This window comes from Pseudomonas abyssi (genome assembly GCF_003444685.1).
GTDB classification, from domain to species: Bacteria; Pseudomonadota; Gammaproteobacteria; order Pseudomonadales; family Pseudomonadaceae; genus Halopseudomonas; species Halopseudomonas abyssi.
In genome coordinates, this window is the sequence record NZ_LMAZ01000007.1 from 139980 (window position 1) to 155985 (window position 16006).

Annotated in this window: 9 protein-coding genes and 1 pseudogene; 9 read left to right on the top strand and 1 reads right to left on the bottom strand. The window is 58.7% G+C overall.

Going from position 1 to position 16006, the window contains the following annotated elements; translation table 11 throughout:
• The first annotated feature begins 1 nt into the window (after position 1).
• From ASB58_RS17135 to ASB58_RS17145, 3 genes are all read left to right on the top strand, one after another.
• Positions 2-1309, top strand: a complete 1308-nt coding sequence (locus tag ASB58_RS17135; RefSeq protein ID WP_088276316.1) for an efflux RND transporter periplasmic adaptor subunit — start codon at positions 2-4, stop codon at positions 1307-1309.
• A gap of 18 nt (positions 1310-1327) precedes the next feature.
• Entirely contained in the window at positions 1328-4492 is a 3165-nt protein-coding gene (locus ASB58_RS17140) for a CusA/CzcA family heavy metal efflux RND transporter (protein WP_088276315.1), read from the top strand.
• Positions 4493-4675: 183 nt separating this feature from the next.
• Complete coding sequence (locus ASB58_RS17145) at positions 4676-5596, top strand: cation diffusion facilitator family transporter (RefSeq protein ID WP_011914465.1); 921 nt, start codon at positions 4676-4678, stop codon at positions 5594-5596.
• Positions 5597-5654: 58 nt separating this feature from the next.
• On the opposite strand, the pseudogene ASB58_RS17150 reads toward ASB58_RS17145, so the two are convergent.
• A pseudogene (locus ASB58_RS17150) lies at positions 5655-6681 on the bottom strand (IS30-like element ISPsp4 family transposase).
• A gap of 262 nt (positions 6682-6943) precedes the next feature.
• On the opposite strand from ASB58_RS17150, the gene ASB58_RS19960 reads away from it, so the two are divergent.
• From ASB58_RS19960 to ASB58_RS17180, 6 genes are all read left to right on the top strand, one after another.
• Positions 6944-7165 carry a hypothetical protein gene (locus ASB58_RS19960; protein WP_136869545.1) on the top strand — a complete coding sequence of 74 codons (222 nt, stop codon included), beginning with the start codon at positions 6944-6946 and terminating at the stop codon, positions 7163-7165.
• Between the two features lie 920 nt (positions 7166-8085).
• Positions 8086-9348, top strand: coding sequence for a TolC family protein (locus ASB58_RS17160; RefSeq protein WP_088277992.1), 1263 nt, complete (start codon positions 8086-8088; stop codon positions 9346-9348).
• Positions 9345-10805 (top strand): efflux RND transporter periplasmic adaptor subunit, encoded by a 1461-nt coding sequence (locus ASB58_RS17165; protein WP_088277994.1) that lies wholly within the window; start codon positions 9345-9347, stop codon positions 10803-10805. The genes ASB58_RS17160 and ASB58_RS17165 overlap by 4 nt, the downstream gene beginning before the upstream one ends.
• Positions 10802-13951 (top strand): efflux RND transporter permease subunit, encoded by a 3150-nt coding sequence (locus tag ASB58_RS17170; RefSeq protein WP_088277996.1) that lies wholly within the window; start codon positions 10802-10804, stop codon positions 13949-13951. The genes ASB58_RS17165 and ASB58_RS17170 overlap by 4 nt, the downstream gene beginning before the upstream one ends.
• A gap of 145 nt (positions 13952-14096) precedes the next feature.
• On the top strand, positions 14097-14429 hold the full coding sequence (locus tag ASB58_RS17175; RefSeq protein ID WP_088277998.1) for a DUF2790 domain-containing protein: 333 nt from the start codon (positions 14097-14099) through the stop codon (positions 14427-14429).
• Between the two features lie 157 nt (positions 14430-14586).
• Positions 14587-15912, top strand: coding sequence for an OprD family porin (locus ASB58_RS17180; RefSeq protein ID WP_088278000.1), 1326 nt, complete (start codon positions 14587-14589; stop codon positions 15910-15912).
• The last annotated feature ends 94 nt before the right edge of the window (positions 15913-16006 follow it).

Sequence of the window (16006 nt, forward strand, 5' to 3'; positions counted from 1 at the left end):
CATGAAAAAACAGACGGGAATCGCTCTGGCGGTCGCTTTGGTACTGCTGACCGGCGTTGGCGTAAAACAGGGCTTCGTTCTTGAGGCGCAGGCCAGCGATAACAAGGCTGAGCACGCCGAGGATGGCCACGCGCATGAGGATGGAGAAAGCGGTCACGAGGAATCTGAGAACGACCATGGGGACGAAGACGGTCATGACGCTGAAGGCGATGGCCACGGCCATGGTGACGAAAGCGGTCATGGCGGTGAGGAGGACGAGCACGGCAACGAAACGCATGCCGAAGGTGAGATTGAGCTTTCCGAAGAGCAGATACGTGCCGCAGGCATTCAGCTAAGCAAGGCCGGACCGGCTGAAATCGGCTCGTCTGTATCTTTGCCGGGCGAGCTGCGTTTCGACGAAGACCGTACCGCACATGTCGTGCCCCGTGTGGCCGGCGTTGTCGAATCGGTTTCGGTCAACCTGGGTGACCAAGTGAAGAAGGGCCAGTTGCTGGCGGTTATCGCCAGCGAGCAGCTGTCCGAGCAGCGTAGTGAGCTGGCTGCCGCCGAGCAGCGCCTCCGGCTGGCTCGCACCTTGTTCGAGCGTGAGCGCACCCTATGGCAGGAGCGTATCTCTGCAGAACAGGACTATTTGCAGGCCCAGCAGAGCCTGCGCGTAGCAGAAATCGACTTGCGTAATGCCCAAGAAAAAACACGGGCGCTGGGCGGCGGAAGTGGCGCAGGCGTAGGCAACCGCTACGAGCTGCGCGCACCTTTCGATGCAGTGGTCGTCGAGAAGCATATTGTGCTGGGCGAGCGTGTGGATGAAACGACCAGCGTCTTCACACTGACTGACTTGTCGCGGGTTTGGGCCATGTTCAGCGTACCTGCCCGTGAATTGATGCGCGTAACCGTCGGCCGAGAGGTTGAAGTCGTCGCAGGCGAGCTAGGAGTACGAACGATGGGCAAGGTCGCCCATGTGGGCAGCCTGCTTGGAGAGCAGACGCGTGCCGCGACGGCCCGCGTGACCCTGGCCAACCCTGATGGGGCATGGCGTCCCGGTCTTTTTGTGACGGTCCGAGTCAGCGCCGATGGACGCAGTGCACCGGTCACGGTGCCGGTCGAGGCGGTCCAGACTGTGGAGAACGCGCCGACCGTTTTCGTTCGCACGCCGCACGGTTTCCAGGCGCATCCGGTCTCGCTGGGTGCAGGCGACGAAAACCGCGTGGAAATTCGTGACGGATTACAGGCCGGTCAAGAAATCGCTACGGCTGGCAGCTTCATCCTGAAATCCGAACTCGGCAAAGGCTCCGCCGAGCACGTTCACTGATCCATCGGATACCAACTTATGTTCGAACGTATTCTTCGCTTCGCCATCGAGCAGCGCTGGCTAGTGCTGCTCGCGGTCTTGGGCATGGCCGGCGTCGGGGTTTATAGCTACCAGCACTTGCCCATCGACGCTGTGCCCGACATCACCAACGTCCAGGTCCAGATAAACGCTGCGGTCCCAGGCGCGTCGCCGCTCGAAACCGAGCAACGCGTTACCTTCCCCATCGAGACGGCGATGGCCGGCTTGCCTCACCTGCGCCAGACACGTTCATTGTCGCGCTCCGGGTTCGCTCAGATCACCGTAATCTTTGATGATGGCACCGATCTCTATTTCGCCCGGCAATTGGTGAGTGAACGGCTGCAGGCCGCGAGCAACGAGCTTCCGCAGGGCGTGGAGGTCACTCTCGGTCCCATCTCCACCGGCCTGGGGGAAATCTTCCTCTGGACGGTCGAGGCCGAGCCCGAGGCGCGCCGTCCTGATGGTCAGCCCTACACGCCGACCGACCTGCGTGAAATCCAGGACTGGATCATCAAGCCGCAGCTGCGAAACGTTCGAGGCGTTGCCGAGATCAACACGATCGGTGGCTTCGCCAAAGAGTATCAGGTAGCGCCCGATCCGAAGCGCATGGCCGCGTACCGAATCACTCTGGAACAACTTGTAGTTGCGCTCGAACGTAACAACGCCAACGTCGGCGCCGGCTTCATCGAGCGTAATGGCGAACAATTGTCGATCCGCACACCCGGCCAGCTCGGCTCCCCCGAGGACATTGGCAATATCGTCCTGAGCAACGCAGGCGGTGCGCCCGTGCGGGTACGCGATATTGCCGAAGTGGGGATCGGTCGCGAGCTGCGCTCTGGCGCGGCCACCGACAATGGACGCGAGGTGGTCCTCGGGACCGCCTTTATGCTGGTGGGAGAAAACAGCCGTAGCGTGTCGCAGGCAGTCGCGCAGCGTTTGGAGATTATCAACCAGAACCTGCCAGAAGGCGTGAGCGCCATAACGGTCTATGACCGGACCGACCTTGTTGACAAGGCCATCGCCACGGTTCGCAAGAACCTAATCGAAGGCGCGATCCTGGTTATCGCCGTGCTGTTTCTGTTCCTCGGCAACCTGCGTGCAGCCCTAATCACAGCGATGGTCATCCCGCTTTCCATGCTATTCACCTTCACCGGCATGGCGACTAATAAGGTCAGTGCCAACCTCATGAGTCTAGGGGCACTCGACTTCGGCATCATCGTCGACGGTGCGGTGGTCATCGTCGAAAACGCAATCCGCCGGCTTGCCCACGCCCAGGAAAAACATGGCAGGATTCTGACCCGCAGTGAGCGTTTCCACGAAGTATTCGCGGCGGCCAAGGAGGCACGGCGTCCGCTGATCTACGGCCAGCTGATCATCATGGTGGTCTACCTGCCGATCTTTGCGCTCACCGGTGTCGAGGGGAAGATGTTCCACCCCATGGCATTCACGGTGGTAATCGCACTGTTGGGCGCCATGATTCTCTCGGTCACCTTCGTACCCGCTGCTGTTGCCCTTTTTGTCACCGGTAAAGTGCAAGAGAAGGACAACCGCCTGATGCGTGCCGCGCGCAATGGCTACGCACCGGTGCTCGACTGGGTCATGCGTCATCGCACATTGGTATTCAGTGGCGCCGTCGCTAGCGTGCTGCTGTCTGCGCTGCTGGCCATGCGAATGGGTAGCGAGTTCGTTCCGAGCCTCAGCGAGGGTGATTTTGCGCTTCAAGCTCTGCGCGTTCCAGGGACCAGCCTCTCCCAATCCGTGGATATGCAGCAGCGGCTCGAAAAGGCAATTGCCGAACAGGTCCCGGAGGTCAAGCGTACGTTTGCCCGAACCGGCACCGCAGAGATCGCGGCTGACCCTATGCCGCCGAATATTTCGGACAGCTATGTGATGCTCAAGCCCAAGGAAGAATGGCCAGATCCGGACAAATCCCGCGAGCAGCTCATTGAGGACATCCAGAAGGCGGCCGCATCTGTACCAGGCAGCAACTATGAGATGTCTCAGCCGATCCAGTTACGCTTCAACGAGCTGATTTCCGGAGTTCGCAGCGATGTGGCCGTTAAGGTGTTCGGGGACGACATGGATATTCTCAACAAAACGGCTGATGACATCGCGGCGATACTTCAGGACGTACCAGGCGCGTCCGAAGTAAAAGTCGAGCAGACAACGGGCCTCCCGCTGCTGAGCGTCAATGTGGATCGCGACAAGGCGGCACGCTTCGGACTCAACATCGGCGATGTGCAGGATACTGTCGCAGCTGCGATCGGCGGACGGGAAGCTGGAACCTTCTTTGAGGGTGACCGCCGTTTCGACATCGTTGTTCGTCTTTCCGATACGCTGCGTGCCGATCCGGATGTGCTAGCTCGCTTGCCGATTCCGGTGCCGGCGGTGGCGGGCGCAGCTAGCGACCGAATCGACTTCATCCCGCTGGCTGAAGTTGCCACGCTGGAATTCGTGCTGGGACCGAACCAGATCAGCCGTGAGGATGGTAAGCGTCTGGTTGTGGTGAGTGCCAACGTTCGGGGGCGTGACATTGGCAGTTTCGTCCAAGACGCGTCTGCGGCAATCGCCGAGCGAAACCCGGTAGCGCCCGCTTATTGGACGACCTGGGGTGGGCAATTCGAGCAGCTACAGGCTGCCGCCAAGCGCCTGCAGCTGGTCGTCCCACTCGCCTTACTGCTGGTCTTCGTGCTTCTGTTCATGATGTTCAACACCCTGCGTGATGGGCTAGTCGTCTTCACCGGCATTCCGTTCGCGCTTACCGGGGGCATTCTTGCGCTCTGGCTGAGAGACATTCCCCTCTCGATTTCGGCTGGCGTCGGGTTCATCGCGTTGTCGGGGGTAGCAGTGCTGAACGGACTAGTGATGATTGCTTTCATTCGGGGGCTGCTAGAGGAGGGCCGGCCTTTATCCGAGGCTGTGCGTGAAGGCGCACTGGTGCGATTACGCCCGGTCCTGATGACGGCGTTGGTGGCGTCGCTCGGCTTCGTCCCGATGGCGTTGGCCACAGGGACCGGCGCGGAAGTCCAACGGCCTCTGGCGACCGTGGTCATTGGCGGCATCCTGTCCTCGACAGCACTGACGCTGCTGGTATTGCCTGCGCTCTATTACACGGCTCTGCAGCGCCGCATGAAACGCAACGAAGAGGATGAGGACGCGAGCTGATATTGGTTTTCTCCCAACGTAGGCCAGGCTTGATGCCTGGCCTTTTTATGAATATCCAATCGAAGCTTCGAAGGGTTCACTGAAAGGATTTGTGGCCCCAATGCGCTGGTAACGACTGACGGGTACGTTATCGAGAAACAAAAAAAGCGCCTCGAAAGGCGCTTAAATACAGGTTAAAAACCAATGGGCCACGAACATAACCATAACACCGAAGCTATAGGCGATAAGCGTCTAATTGCTGCTATAGGCGTTAACGCCGCATTAACACTGGCACAAATAGTCGGTGGAATACTCTCTGGTAGCTTATCACTCATTGCTGACGCGCTACATAATTTGAGCGATGCCGCATCACTGGTTATTGCGCTGATCGCACGTAAGATCGGTCGCAGACCGCCAGATGCATTTAAAACCTTTGGCTATCGACGCAGTGAAACCATAGCGGCTTTGATCAACTTGGTCACCCTGATCATCGTCGGTCTCTATCTTATTTACGAGGCCATAGGCCGGTTGTTTTCCCCGCAGCCCATTGAAGGTTGGACAGTGGTCGTGGTCGCGGGAATAGCCTTGGTTGTAGATATCGTCACGGCCTTTCTCACCTACACAATGTCCAAGAACAGCATGAATATAAAGGCGGCATTCTTGCACAATGTGTCGGATGCGCTGGCCTCCGTCGGCGTTGTTATCGCCGGGACATTGATACTTCTGTATGGGTGGTACTGGGCGGATACTGTACTGACACTGATGATTGCTGGCTACGTGCTCTGGCAAGGCTTTAGCATGCTGCCTAAAACCATCCATCTGTTAATGGAGGGCGCGCCAGAAGGCGTTTCCGTCGCTGATATAATCAATGTCATGGAACAAGTAAACGACGTCGAGGGCGTTCACCACGTGCATGTTTGGGAAATCGCTGAGCATACAATTGCACTGGAAGCACATGTTGTCATCAAGAAGGCGAGTCTGCCTGGGATCGAACGAGTGAAGACTGATTTGAAACGTGTACTCCATGAGCAATTCAAAATCAGCCACTCGACACTCGAGATGGAGCTAGACGGCAGTGTTTGTCTCGACACCAAGCAGACCGACAATCACTGCAGCGAAGCATAAGCTTACTATGCGCTACAATTAAAACAAGGGGCGGTTGCAGGAGCTGAGTGCAACACGGTTATTGAATTGACGCAGGAGCATCATATTGCATAGCCAAGGCTTTCTGCATCACTTCGCTCATGACTTCGATAGGACATTTGAAATCGAAGCGCTTACGTGGACGCATGTTCAGTTGAAACGCAATGGCATCCAGTTCTTCTTGGCTATGTACCGACAAGTCAGTGCCCTTGGGCAGGTACTGGCGGATCAGGCCATTAATGTTTTCGTTGCTGCCGCGCTGCCAAGGGCTGTGCGGGTCACAGAAGTAGATCGCCACACCGGTTCTCTGGGTGATCTCGGCGTGCTGTGCCATTTCCCGGCCCTGGTCGTATCATGCTCTTGCGCATCGCCAGCGGCATGTTATTGAGGGCGGCGCTGAAGCCCTCCATCGCCGAGGTCGCCGTCGCGTCGTTCATCTTCACCAGCATCAGGTAGCCACTAGTGCGCTCCACCAGCGTACCTACAGACGAGGCGTTAGCCTTACCCTTAATAAGGTCGCCTTCCCAATGCCCCGGCATCAGCCGGTCTTCAACTTCCGGCGGGCGCAAGTGAATGCTGACCATCTCTGGAATCTGCCCGCGCCGATCCACACCGCCAAGGCGTGGTCTACGTGTCGTCTTGCCTTGGCGCAAACAAAGGATCAACTCCTTGCGCAGCTCACCGACGGGCAGGGCATAGATCGCGTTGTAGATCGTCTCGCGACAGACGTAGGCATCTCTAAGACTGGGTATGTTCATACTGCGCAGCTTGCCGGCAATCTGCTCGGGAGACAAACGCTGGCGCAGCATATGGATCACCAGTTCAAAGCGCTCACTACCTGGCAGCAGCTTTCGCATGGGCCGACAAGCCTGGCGGCGGGCCTTCATCCGCTGCTGAGCCACACGGGCCGAGTAGCTGCCAGCTGCATCTCGATTGCGGCGCATCTCCCGGCTGACCGTCGAAGGGGATCGGTTGATCAAGCAGGCAATCCTGCGCAAGCTGAGGCCTTGGGCATGACTAACTTGAATGGTGGCACGCTCTTCAACGCTGAGTTCGGAATAAGACATGGGGCAGCACCGTACCGGAAAGGTCAGGTGTTGCACTCAGTTTTTGCCGCCGCCCTGCCTTTAGAATTATCCAAAGCACATGATGGCACACCGTTTCTGTCACCAAAGTGAAACGGACATTACATTGAGGTAATACAAGGTCGGATCGTTGATCTATTTCAGCATGACATTTTTGTAATCGCAGCGTCACCAGCCGGACAGGTGACGCCATGTACCATACTAACGAGTCCCCAAAAATCCATTTCAGATGAGAGGTATAGCCATGAGGACCCTAGCAACGATTTTCATGTTTTTATTTGCGCTGAACGTTACTGCGGTAGTCCATGCAGAAGATGGGAGCATGCGTTACCGGCAGATGGTAGAGAACCTGCGTGAACAAAACAAAGAGCGCAGAGAAGCCCGTGATCAACAAATAAAAGAGGATGAAGCAAAAAACAGTACGAAAAATACTGGAGGTGCTACAACCGCGTCAGACAATCGCTAACAGAAAGGTGTCTACCTGACTTCTTCTAAGGTTGTATTCCGTTCAGTTGTACTTCTGAAGCTTAACACTACAGATCGCACATAACGACGATGGAGGGGATAGATCTGAGTGACACCGACAGAGAATTGAATTGGTTCAGATTGCCGGAAAATTCGCTGGCTGACACCTCAATTACGGGGGTGTACTGAATTTTGTGTAACCTGTAGGGTTGATTACAAGGGCATCATGCGGTCTTCGAACTGAATCGTAAAGCGATTCAGTTCCGTTTTCCAATCCCGGATGTTCGGCAACGACGGTCTGCGCCGGTTGCGGCTACTGTCGAGCGGCTTCGCAACCAAGGGTGAACCATCACGGCGATTCGCCCTTTGAGATTAGACACTCTATTTGATCCAAATCAACGAAGTGCTGTTATCGTCAAAAGGAGCGCTCATGCCTCGAGGCAATCTGCTAAAGTCGCCCTATAGCCCCGCTTGGTGAATTGCTGTGCGTCGGATTGGATTGATCCTGGTAATGATTGCTAGCCTCGTGCTGCCGACCTTCGGCGGTATGGCTTTCAGCATGCCGGCACAACCTTGCCCGATGCAGAGCGCCGATCATCAGGGCCATGCAACGGCCGATGCTCCGTGCTGCGAGCAAATGGACACGTCTGATGGGGTGGCCAATAAGTCTCCCTGCAAATCCGGCCAGGAATGCAAGACCGGAGGACTTCTCCAGACCACCGTGATCAAGAGCATATCCCCTCTCCCCTCACGCCCCGAGATATTGCTGACCCAGTCGGTGATTAAGCGAGAGCCCGCAGGACTCTGGCGCCCTCCTCGTTTCGTCTAATGCCGTGATCATCCCGCGCCTTACAGTCAGGCGCATCGTCGCGACCACGTTTCGTAGCTGCGACCTCGATCAATCGCATTGGAGGCGAAAGCATGTCCGCTTTCCTTTTTCCACGCCGTGGCTATCTCGGCGTGTTGGCTGCCGCATTCTGGGCAGCTCCCTGGCTTGCCGCGCAGGCACAGCCCCTAACCTTCGAACGAGCCCAAGCTCTGGCCGAACAGAGTGCCCCTGAGAACCTCGCGCGCCAGGCGCAGGTGGCATCGGCACAGCAGGCTGTAGGGCCCGCAGACGCCTTGCCCGATCCCAAGCTGATTATAGGCATCGACAACCTGCCGATCGAAGGCCCTGACCGTTACACACTTAATCGTGACTCCATGACCATGCGCCGCATTGGACTCATGCAGGAGGTACCAAACGGCGACAAGCGTCTGGCCCGTCGCCAACTGGCCGAAGCCTCCATGACGCGGGCCGAGGCCGAGCAGCGTGCCATGCAGTTGGAAATCAAGCGCCAGACGGCAGTGAGCTGGCTGGACGTGTACTACGCCGAACGCAGTGTTGGCCTCTTCGATCAACTGGACCGTCAGATCGAGATGCTCCGCTCGACCGTGCAATCGCTAATTGCCGGCGGTAGTGCTCAGCCTGGCGAGCTGTTGCAGGCCGACCAGGAAGCTTTGGCGTTACAAGATCGGCGAGATGAACTGAATCGCGATGTGGCAGTAGCTCGTGCCAAGCTGCGCCGCTGGATAGGCAACGAGGCTGACCAGCCTTTGCAAGGAGGTGTTCCCAATCTGAACCTGGTGGCACCGCACCTGCAGCAACGCATTGCCTCACACCCTGAGTTGCGCGCTGCCTCCGCCCGAGTCGGCGAGGCTAGCGCCGAGCTGAACGAGGCCATCGCCGAGAAGACCCCCGACTGGGGTGTTGAGTTTGCCTACAACAATCGCGACAACCAGTTCGGCGATATGGTGATGGTGCAATTCACGTTCGACCTGCCGTTGTTCGTAGGCACACGTCAGGGGCCCAAGATCAACGCCAGACAACAAAGCGTGTCGCAGATGGAAGCCGAGCAGGAAGCATTACTGCGCGCCCATCAGGCTGAACTGGAAGGCGGTATTGCCGAGCTTGAGCAACTGCGCAGGACCTTGTCACGCACCGAAAAAACCTTGATCCCGCTTGCAAGCAAACGTGCCGATCTCGAACTGGCCGCCTACCAAGCCGGTAACAGCCAGCTCACATCCGTTATTACTGCCCAGCGCGACCTGATTGAGGCGCAGCTGCGGCAGATTGAACAGCAGCGCAAGTTGAGCCAGCTATCCGCAAGTCTGTACTACGCCTATGTGGAGGGCCTGAAATGAAGATATCGACATTTGGTTTTGCGGTCGCGGTGCTGACCGTGGGCATTGGCGCGGCGGGCGGTGGCTACTGGCTGGCCCAGCGGCAAGCCAAACACGAGCTACTGCCTAGCTCCGCACCGACGGACGAGCGCAAGGTGCTCTATTGGTACGACCCTATGCAGCCTGAGCAGCGCTTCGATAAACCGGGCAAGTCACCTTTCATGGATATGGAACTTGTCCCTAAATACGCAGGATCCGAGCAGGATCCGTCTGTCCTGAGCATCCCCGCTCAAGCCGTGCAGAACCTCGGAATGCGAACCTCGATGGTGATCCGAGGTGTACTGCCCTCGGATATCGAGGCGGTGGGTTCCCTGGCCTATAACCAGCGAGAAGTGGCGAACCTCCAGGCCCGCGCCGGCGGATTCGTCGAGCGGGTTTACGGTCGCGCCCCGGGCGATGTGCTGCCTGCCGGAGCCCCCCTGGTCGACCTGCTGATTCCCGAATGGTCCGCCGCGCAGTTGGAGTTCCTGGCGGTACTGCGTACCGCTGACACTCGCTTGATAAGTGCGGCCCAAGAGCGCCTGCGCCTGCTTGGCATGCCTCAAACGTTGATCGAGCAGGTCCGCCGCAGCGGCAAACCACGGGCGGTGCAAACCCTCACCACACCTATCAGCGGCGAGCTCCAAGCCTTGCAGGTACGCGCCGGGATGACCGTCGAAGCCGGGCAGGATCTGGCGTTGATTAACGGGCTATCCAGTGTCTGGCTCGATGCGGCGATACCCGAGGCCATGGCCGGAAGTATCCAGGTCGGGGACGAGATCCGCGCCAACCTGACGGCCTTTCCTGATCGACCGCTGCTGGGCCGCGTCATAGCCTTGCTGCCGAGTGCCGATCCGCAAACGCGCACGCTCACGGTACGCAGCGAGCTACCCAACCCTGCCGGTAAGTTGCGCCCCGGCATGTTCGCCGCCGTACGCCTGAACAGTGCCGTCGAACAATCCACGCTTCTTGTGCCGAGTGAAGCCGTGATTCGCACCGGCAAGCGTGCATTGGTGATGCTGGCCGAAGGCGACGGACGCTACCGCCCCCAGGAAATCACCTTGGGCCGCGAGGCCGATGGGCGTCTGGAGGTGTTGTCCGGTCTTGAGGAAGGTCAGGCGGTCGTTACCTCCGGCCAGTTCCTCATCGATTCGGAAGCCAGCCTGCAGGGCATCCTGGCCGGCAATGCAGAACAGGACAGCACGGAGGGGCTGCATGTGTCTCACGGCGTTATTCGCGCACTGGACGGGAAACAAGTCACCCTGGAGCATGGCCCCTTCGAGAGCCTGAATATGCCAGGTATGACCATGGCTTTTCCTCTGGTCAGCTCCGAAGTAGCTGTGGGACTTAAGCCAGGAGATCACGTACGCATCGCCGCACGTCAGACAAACTCCGGCCTGCTGATCGAGCAGCTCCGCAAGGAAGGAGACCAGCCATGATCGCGCGCCTGATCCACTGGTCTATCGGCAACCGCTTCCTGGTACTGCTGGCCACCCTGTTCATCACCGCCCTGGGCATCTGGTCGCTGCGCAACACGCCGTTGGATGCACTGCCGGATCTGTCCGACACCCAGGTCATCATCCGCACAAGCTTCCCCGGGCAGGCACCGCAGATTGTCGAGAACCAGGTGACCTACCCGCTGGCCACCACCATGCTCTCGGTGCCGGGGGCGAAGACAGTGCGCGGCTACTCGTTCTTCGGCGACTCCTTCGTTTATGTGCTGTTCGAGGACGATACCGACCTCTACTGGGCACGCTCGCGGGTGCTGGAGTACCTCAACCAGGCGCAGGAACGCCTGCCCGAGGGTGTTACCACCACCCTTGGGCCGGATGCCACCGGCGTGGGCTGGATCTACCAGTACGCCTTGGTCGACCGCAGCGGCCAGCATGATCTTGCCCAGCTGCGGGCACTGCAGGACTGGTTCCTTAAGTACGAACTCAAGAGCCTGCCCAACGTAGCCGAAGTGGCCACCCTCGGCGGCATGGTCAAGCAATACCAAGTGCTGCTCGATCCCCAGAAGCTGGTGGCTTATGGGGTAACTCAGCAGGAGGTCGAAGCGGCGCTGAAGAGCGCCAATCAGGAAACCGGCGGCGCCATCCTGGAGCTGGCAGAGCGCGAGTACATGGTCCGGGCTTCAGGCTATCTAGAGAGCCTAGCGGATTTCCGCAATGTGCCGCTGCGGGCTTCGGCCAGCGGAATTCCGGTGCTGCTGGGTCAGGTGGCCACCATTCAGTTGGGGCCAGAGATGCGTCGTGGCATTGCCGAGCTGGATGGCCAGGGTGAAGTTGTAGGTGGCGTGGTCATCTTGCGCTCCGGAAAGAATGCCCGCGATACCATCGCCGCGGTGAAGACCAAGCTGGACAGCCTGAAGGGCAGCTTGCCGGCCGGCGTCGAGGTGGTCACCACCTATGACCGTTCGCAATTGATCGACCGCGCCATCGATAACCTCAGCTACAAGCTGCTGGAAGAGTTCGCGGTGGTTGCCCTGGTTTGCCTGATCTTCCTCTGGCACCTGCGCTCGTCGCTGGTCGCGATCATCACCCTGCCCCTGGGCATCCTGATGGCCTTCATCGTCATGCGCTACCAGGGCGTTAATGCCAACATCATGTCGCTCGGCGGGATCGCAATCGCCATCGGCGCCATGGTCGATGCCGCCGTGGTGATGATCGAGAACGCGCACAAGCACATCGAGGCCTGGAAGGCTCGACACCCCGGTGAACCGCTTCAGGGCGAGGCGCACTGGCGGGTGATCGGCGAAGCTGCGGCCGAGGTCGGGCCGGCGCTGTTCTTCAGCCTTTTGATCATCACCCTGTCTTTCCTCCCGGTCTTCACCCTGGAGGCCCAGGAGGGTCGCCTGTTTGGCCCGCTGGCATTCACCAAGACCTATGCCATGGCTGCCGCTGCTGGCCTCTCGATCACCTTGGTACCGGTGCTGATGGGCTATTGGATTCGTGGGCATATCCCCAGCGAACAACAGAACCCCTTGAATCGTTGGCTGATCGGTGCATACCGGCCGGTGCTGGAGTGGGTGCTGGCTTGGCCTAAGGTGACCCTAGCGCTGGCCTTGCTAGTGTTTTTGTCCAGTCTCTGGCCCCTCAGCAGACTCGGAGGAGAGTTTCTACCGCCGATGGACGAGGGCGACCTGTTGTACATGCCATCAGCCCTGCCCGGCTTGCCGGCCAGCAAGGCCACCCAGCTGCTGCAGCAAACCAACCGGATGATCCTCACGGTGCCCGAAGTGGCACGGGTATTCGGCAAGGCCGGGCGAGCAGAGACCGCCACCGATCCAGCACCGCTGGAAATGTTCGAGACCACGGTGCAGTTCAAACCACGCGATCAATGGCGCGCGGGGATGACACCCGAAAAGCTGATCGAGGAACTGGATCGCGCGGTAAAAGTTCCGGGGCTGTCCAATATCTGGGTGCCGCCCATCCGCAACCGCATCGACATGCTGGCGACGGGGATCAAGAGCCCCATTGGGGTGAAAGTGTCCGGAACCTCCTTGGTCGACATCGAGCGCATAACGCGCGATATCGAGGCCGTGGCCAAAGAGGTGCCTGGGGTGAGTTCGGCCTTGGCAGAACGCCTTACTGGCGGCCGTTACGTGGACATCCAGATCGATCGACTGGCCGCGGCGCGCTATGGCCTGAGCATCGCCGATGTGCAGGCGGTGGTATCGGGCGCCATCGGCGGCAGCAATATTGGTGAGACGGTTGAAGGACTGGCCCGCTTCCCGATCAACCTGCGCTATCCCAAGGAGTGGCGAGACAGTCCGCAGGCACTACGGCGTATGCCGATCCTCACCCCAGCCGGCCAGCAGATCACCTTGGGCACCGTCGCCCAGGTTAGTCTGACCGAAGGGCCGCCGATGCTGCGCAGCGAGAACGGGCGACTGTCCGGCTGGGTCTATGTCGATGTCCGCGGGCGCGACCTGGCCTCGACCGTGCGCGAGCTGCAGCAGCGCGTCGCCGAGCGGGTACAACTCGACGCCGGCATGACCGTCTCCTACTCCGGTCAGTTCGAATTCCTCGAGCGCGCCAATGCGCGGCTGGCCTGGGTGGTGCCGGCGACTCTGTTGATTATCTTCGTGCTGCTCTACCTGACTTTCAGCCGCTTCGGCGAGGCCCTGCTGATCATGGCCACCCTGCCCTTTGCCCTGTCGGGCGGCATCTGGCTGCTCTACTGGTTCGGCTTCAACCTGTCGGTGGCCACCGGCGTGGGCTTCATCGCCCTGGCCGGCGTCTCGGCCGAGTTCGGGGTGATCATGCTGCTGTACCTGAAGAACGCTTGGCATGCGCGTGTGGATACCGGGCGCAGCGGTGATCCGGCCCTACTGGAGGCAATTCGTGAAGGCGCGGTGCTGCGTGTGCGGCCCAAGGTGATGACGGTGGCCGTGATCATCGCCGGCCTGTTGCCAATCCTCTGGGGCGGAGGTGCCGGATCTGAGGTGATGAAGCGCATCGCCGCGCCCATGGTCGGCGGCATGATTACCGCGCCGCTGATGTCCATGTTGGTTTTGCCGGCCGCGTACTGGCTGATGCGAAGGCAGCGTACACAGAAGGTTCGCGCACCGCAGGAGCTATAGCTTTACAAACCCGGGCAAGCCACGCGCCAAGCTGACTCGCCCGGGTAACGCGGCAGGAAGCATTACGGCGATGTAACTTTGACTTCATTTTTATGACAGGTTGAGCTGATATATTTTAATCACCACCTTGAAGGAGTGATTAAACATGAAAAGCCTCAAAGTTATTGCAGCCCTTGCCGCTATGGTTGTTTCCTCTGCCACTCTGGCAGAAGGCGGCGCTGATCGTGTTTATGGTCGGATGATTCAGGCCAATGAGCAGGCCATGCAAGAGTATGCTGCCGCTAACGGAAAGAATCCGCCTGAAGTTATTCATTACCGCTACGGCATGAAACTCGATATCGCCAGGGTCGTGGCCACTACCCCGACGGACTCTAGCTGCGGTGTGATGCCGGCCCAGATGACCTACGAGGACTCCAATGGCGATCTGAATATTCTTGAATACCGGGCAGCCGGGACAGGTTGCCGTAATCAAAAGTAGATAAATGACATCGCGCTGACTGAAATGTAATTTCCAAGTCACCCTGACGTTATTTGGCATGTGGAAATATGACCAAGGCGTGCCTGGCTATGCCCGGCGCGCTTGGCACATATATGCGACCACACAATGACAACTGCCAATAACATCAGGAGCATTTATGAATAACAGAACCCTGTTAGGACTTTCTCTGCTCACTCTGAGCGTCAGTACCGGGCAAGCTGCAATGGCCGCCGGCGAGAAAGGCGAGGGATTTATCGAAGGCAGCAGCCTGACCATTCTCAATCGAAATCTCTACTTCAACCGCGATTTCCGTAAAGGCCAGTCCAGCAGCTCGGGTAATGGCTATTCGGAAGAGTGGGCGCATGGCGTGATAGGCAGATTCGAGTCTGGTTTCACCGAGGGCACCATAGGCTTTGGTGTCGATGCCTTTGCCATGCTAGGGCTCAAGCTTGACACCGGCGACGGCCGTTCTGGAGCAGGCGGCTCAGTCGACGTGATGCCTTACAACAGCCTCGGGCAGGCTGAGGACAACTACTCCAAACTGGGGGGCGCGGTGAAAACTTGGTTCATGGATACCGAGATCAAGGTAGGCGACGTCTTTCCCGTCAGCCCGGTCGTCCAATACGGTGATGCACGGCTTTTACCGGAGAGTTTCCGAGGTGTCACCGTGGTCAACAGCAGCGTGGAAGGACTGTCGCTTCAGGGCGGTCGCCTCCACTCGATGAGCCAACCCAATACCAGCAGCATGCGCGACGGCTTCGCTACCTTCTACGCGGGCGAAGTGGACTCGCCATGGATCGCCTATTTCGGTGGTGATTACACGCTTAATGACAACGTCGGCTTTAGTCTCTACACCAGCCGCCTCAAGGATGCCTGGAATCAATATTACGCGGGCACCACGCTGAGCTACCCGCTTGCGGACGATGTCGCCTTGATCGGCGGGCTGAACTTCTACAAGGCGGTCGATGAAGGGAGGCAGCTCCTCGGGAGCTTCGATAACAACATCTGGAGCGGCAAGGTCGGCATCCAATTCGGCGCTCATACAGTGCTGGTGGGTCTCCAGCGCAACAATGGCGATGATGACTTCGACTACTTGCGCCAATCGGACTCCATCTACCTCGACAACTCCATCCAGTACAGCGACTTCAACTCGCCGAAGGAGAAGTCATGGCAAGTGCGCTATGACCTGGATATGGAGCCTTTCGGTGTGCCTGGATTGAGCTTCATGACTCGATATGCCCAGGGCTGGGATGCCGACTACAGCAACGCCAACGAAGTCTATATGCGCCGTGATGACAACGGCGATCCGTTGACCAACCAGAAGCGCTGGGAGCGGGACATCGAGGCCAAGTACGTTGTGCAGTCTGGGTCGTTGAAGGACATGTCCTTTCGCATTCGACAAGCCACGACTCGCGCCACCGACTTCGAGTCGGATTTGGATGAGTTCCGCCTGATTGTCGAGTACCCGCTGGAAGTTCTCTAACCCTGGCAAGCGAGCGGGTTGATTGCCCGCTCGCTCCTTGGTCCTGCTGTCCCCTCGTAGTGCTCCTTTGGTTTGGAGACAGCCCTTGGCGCCC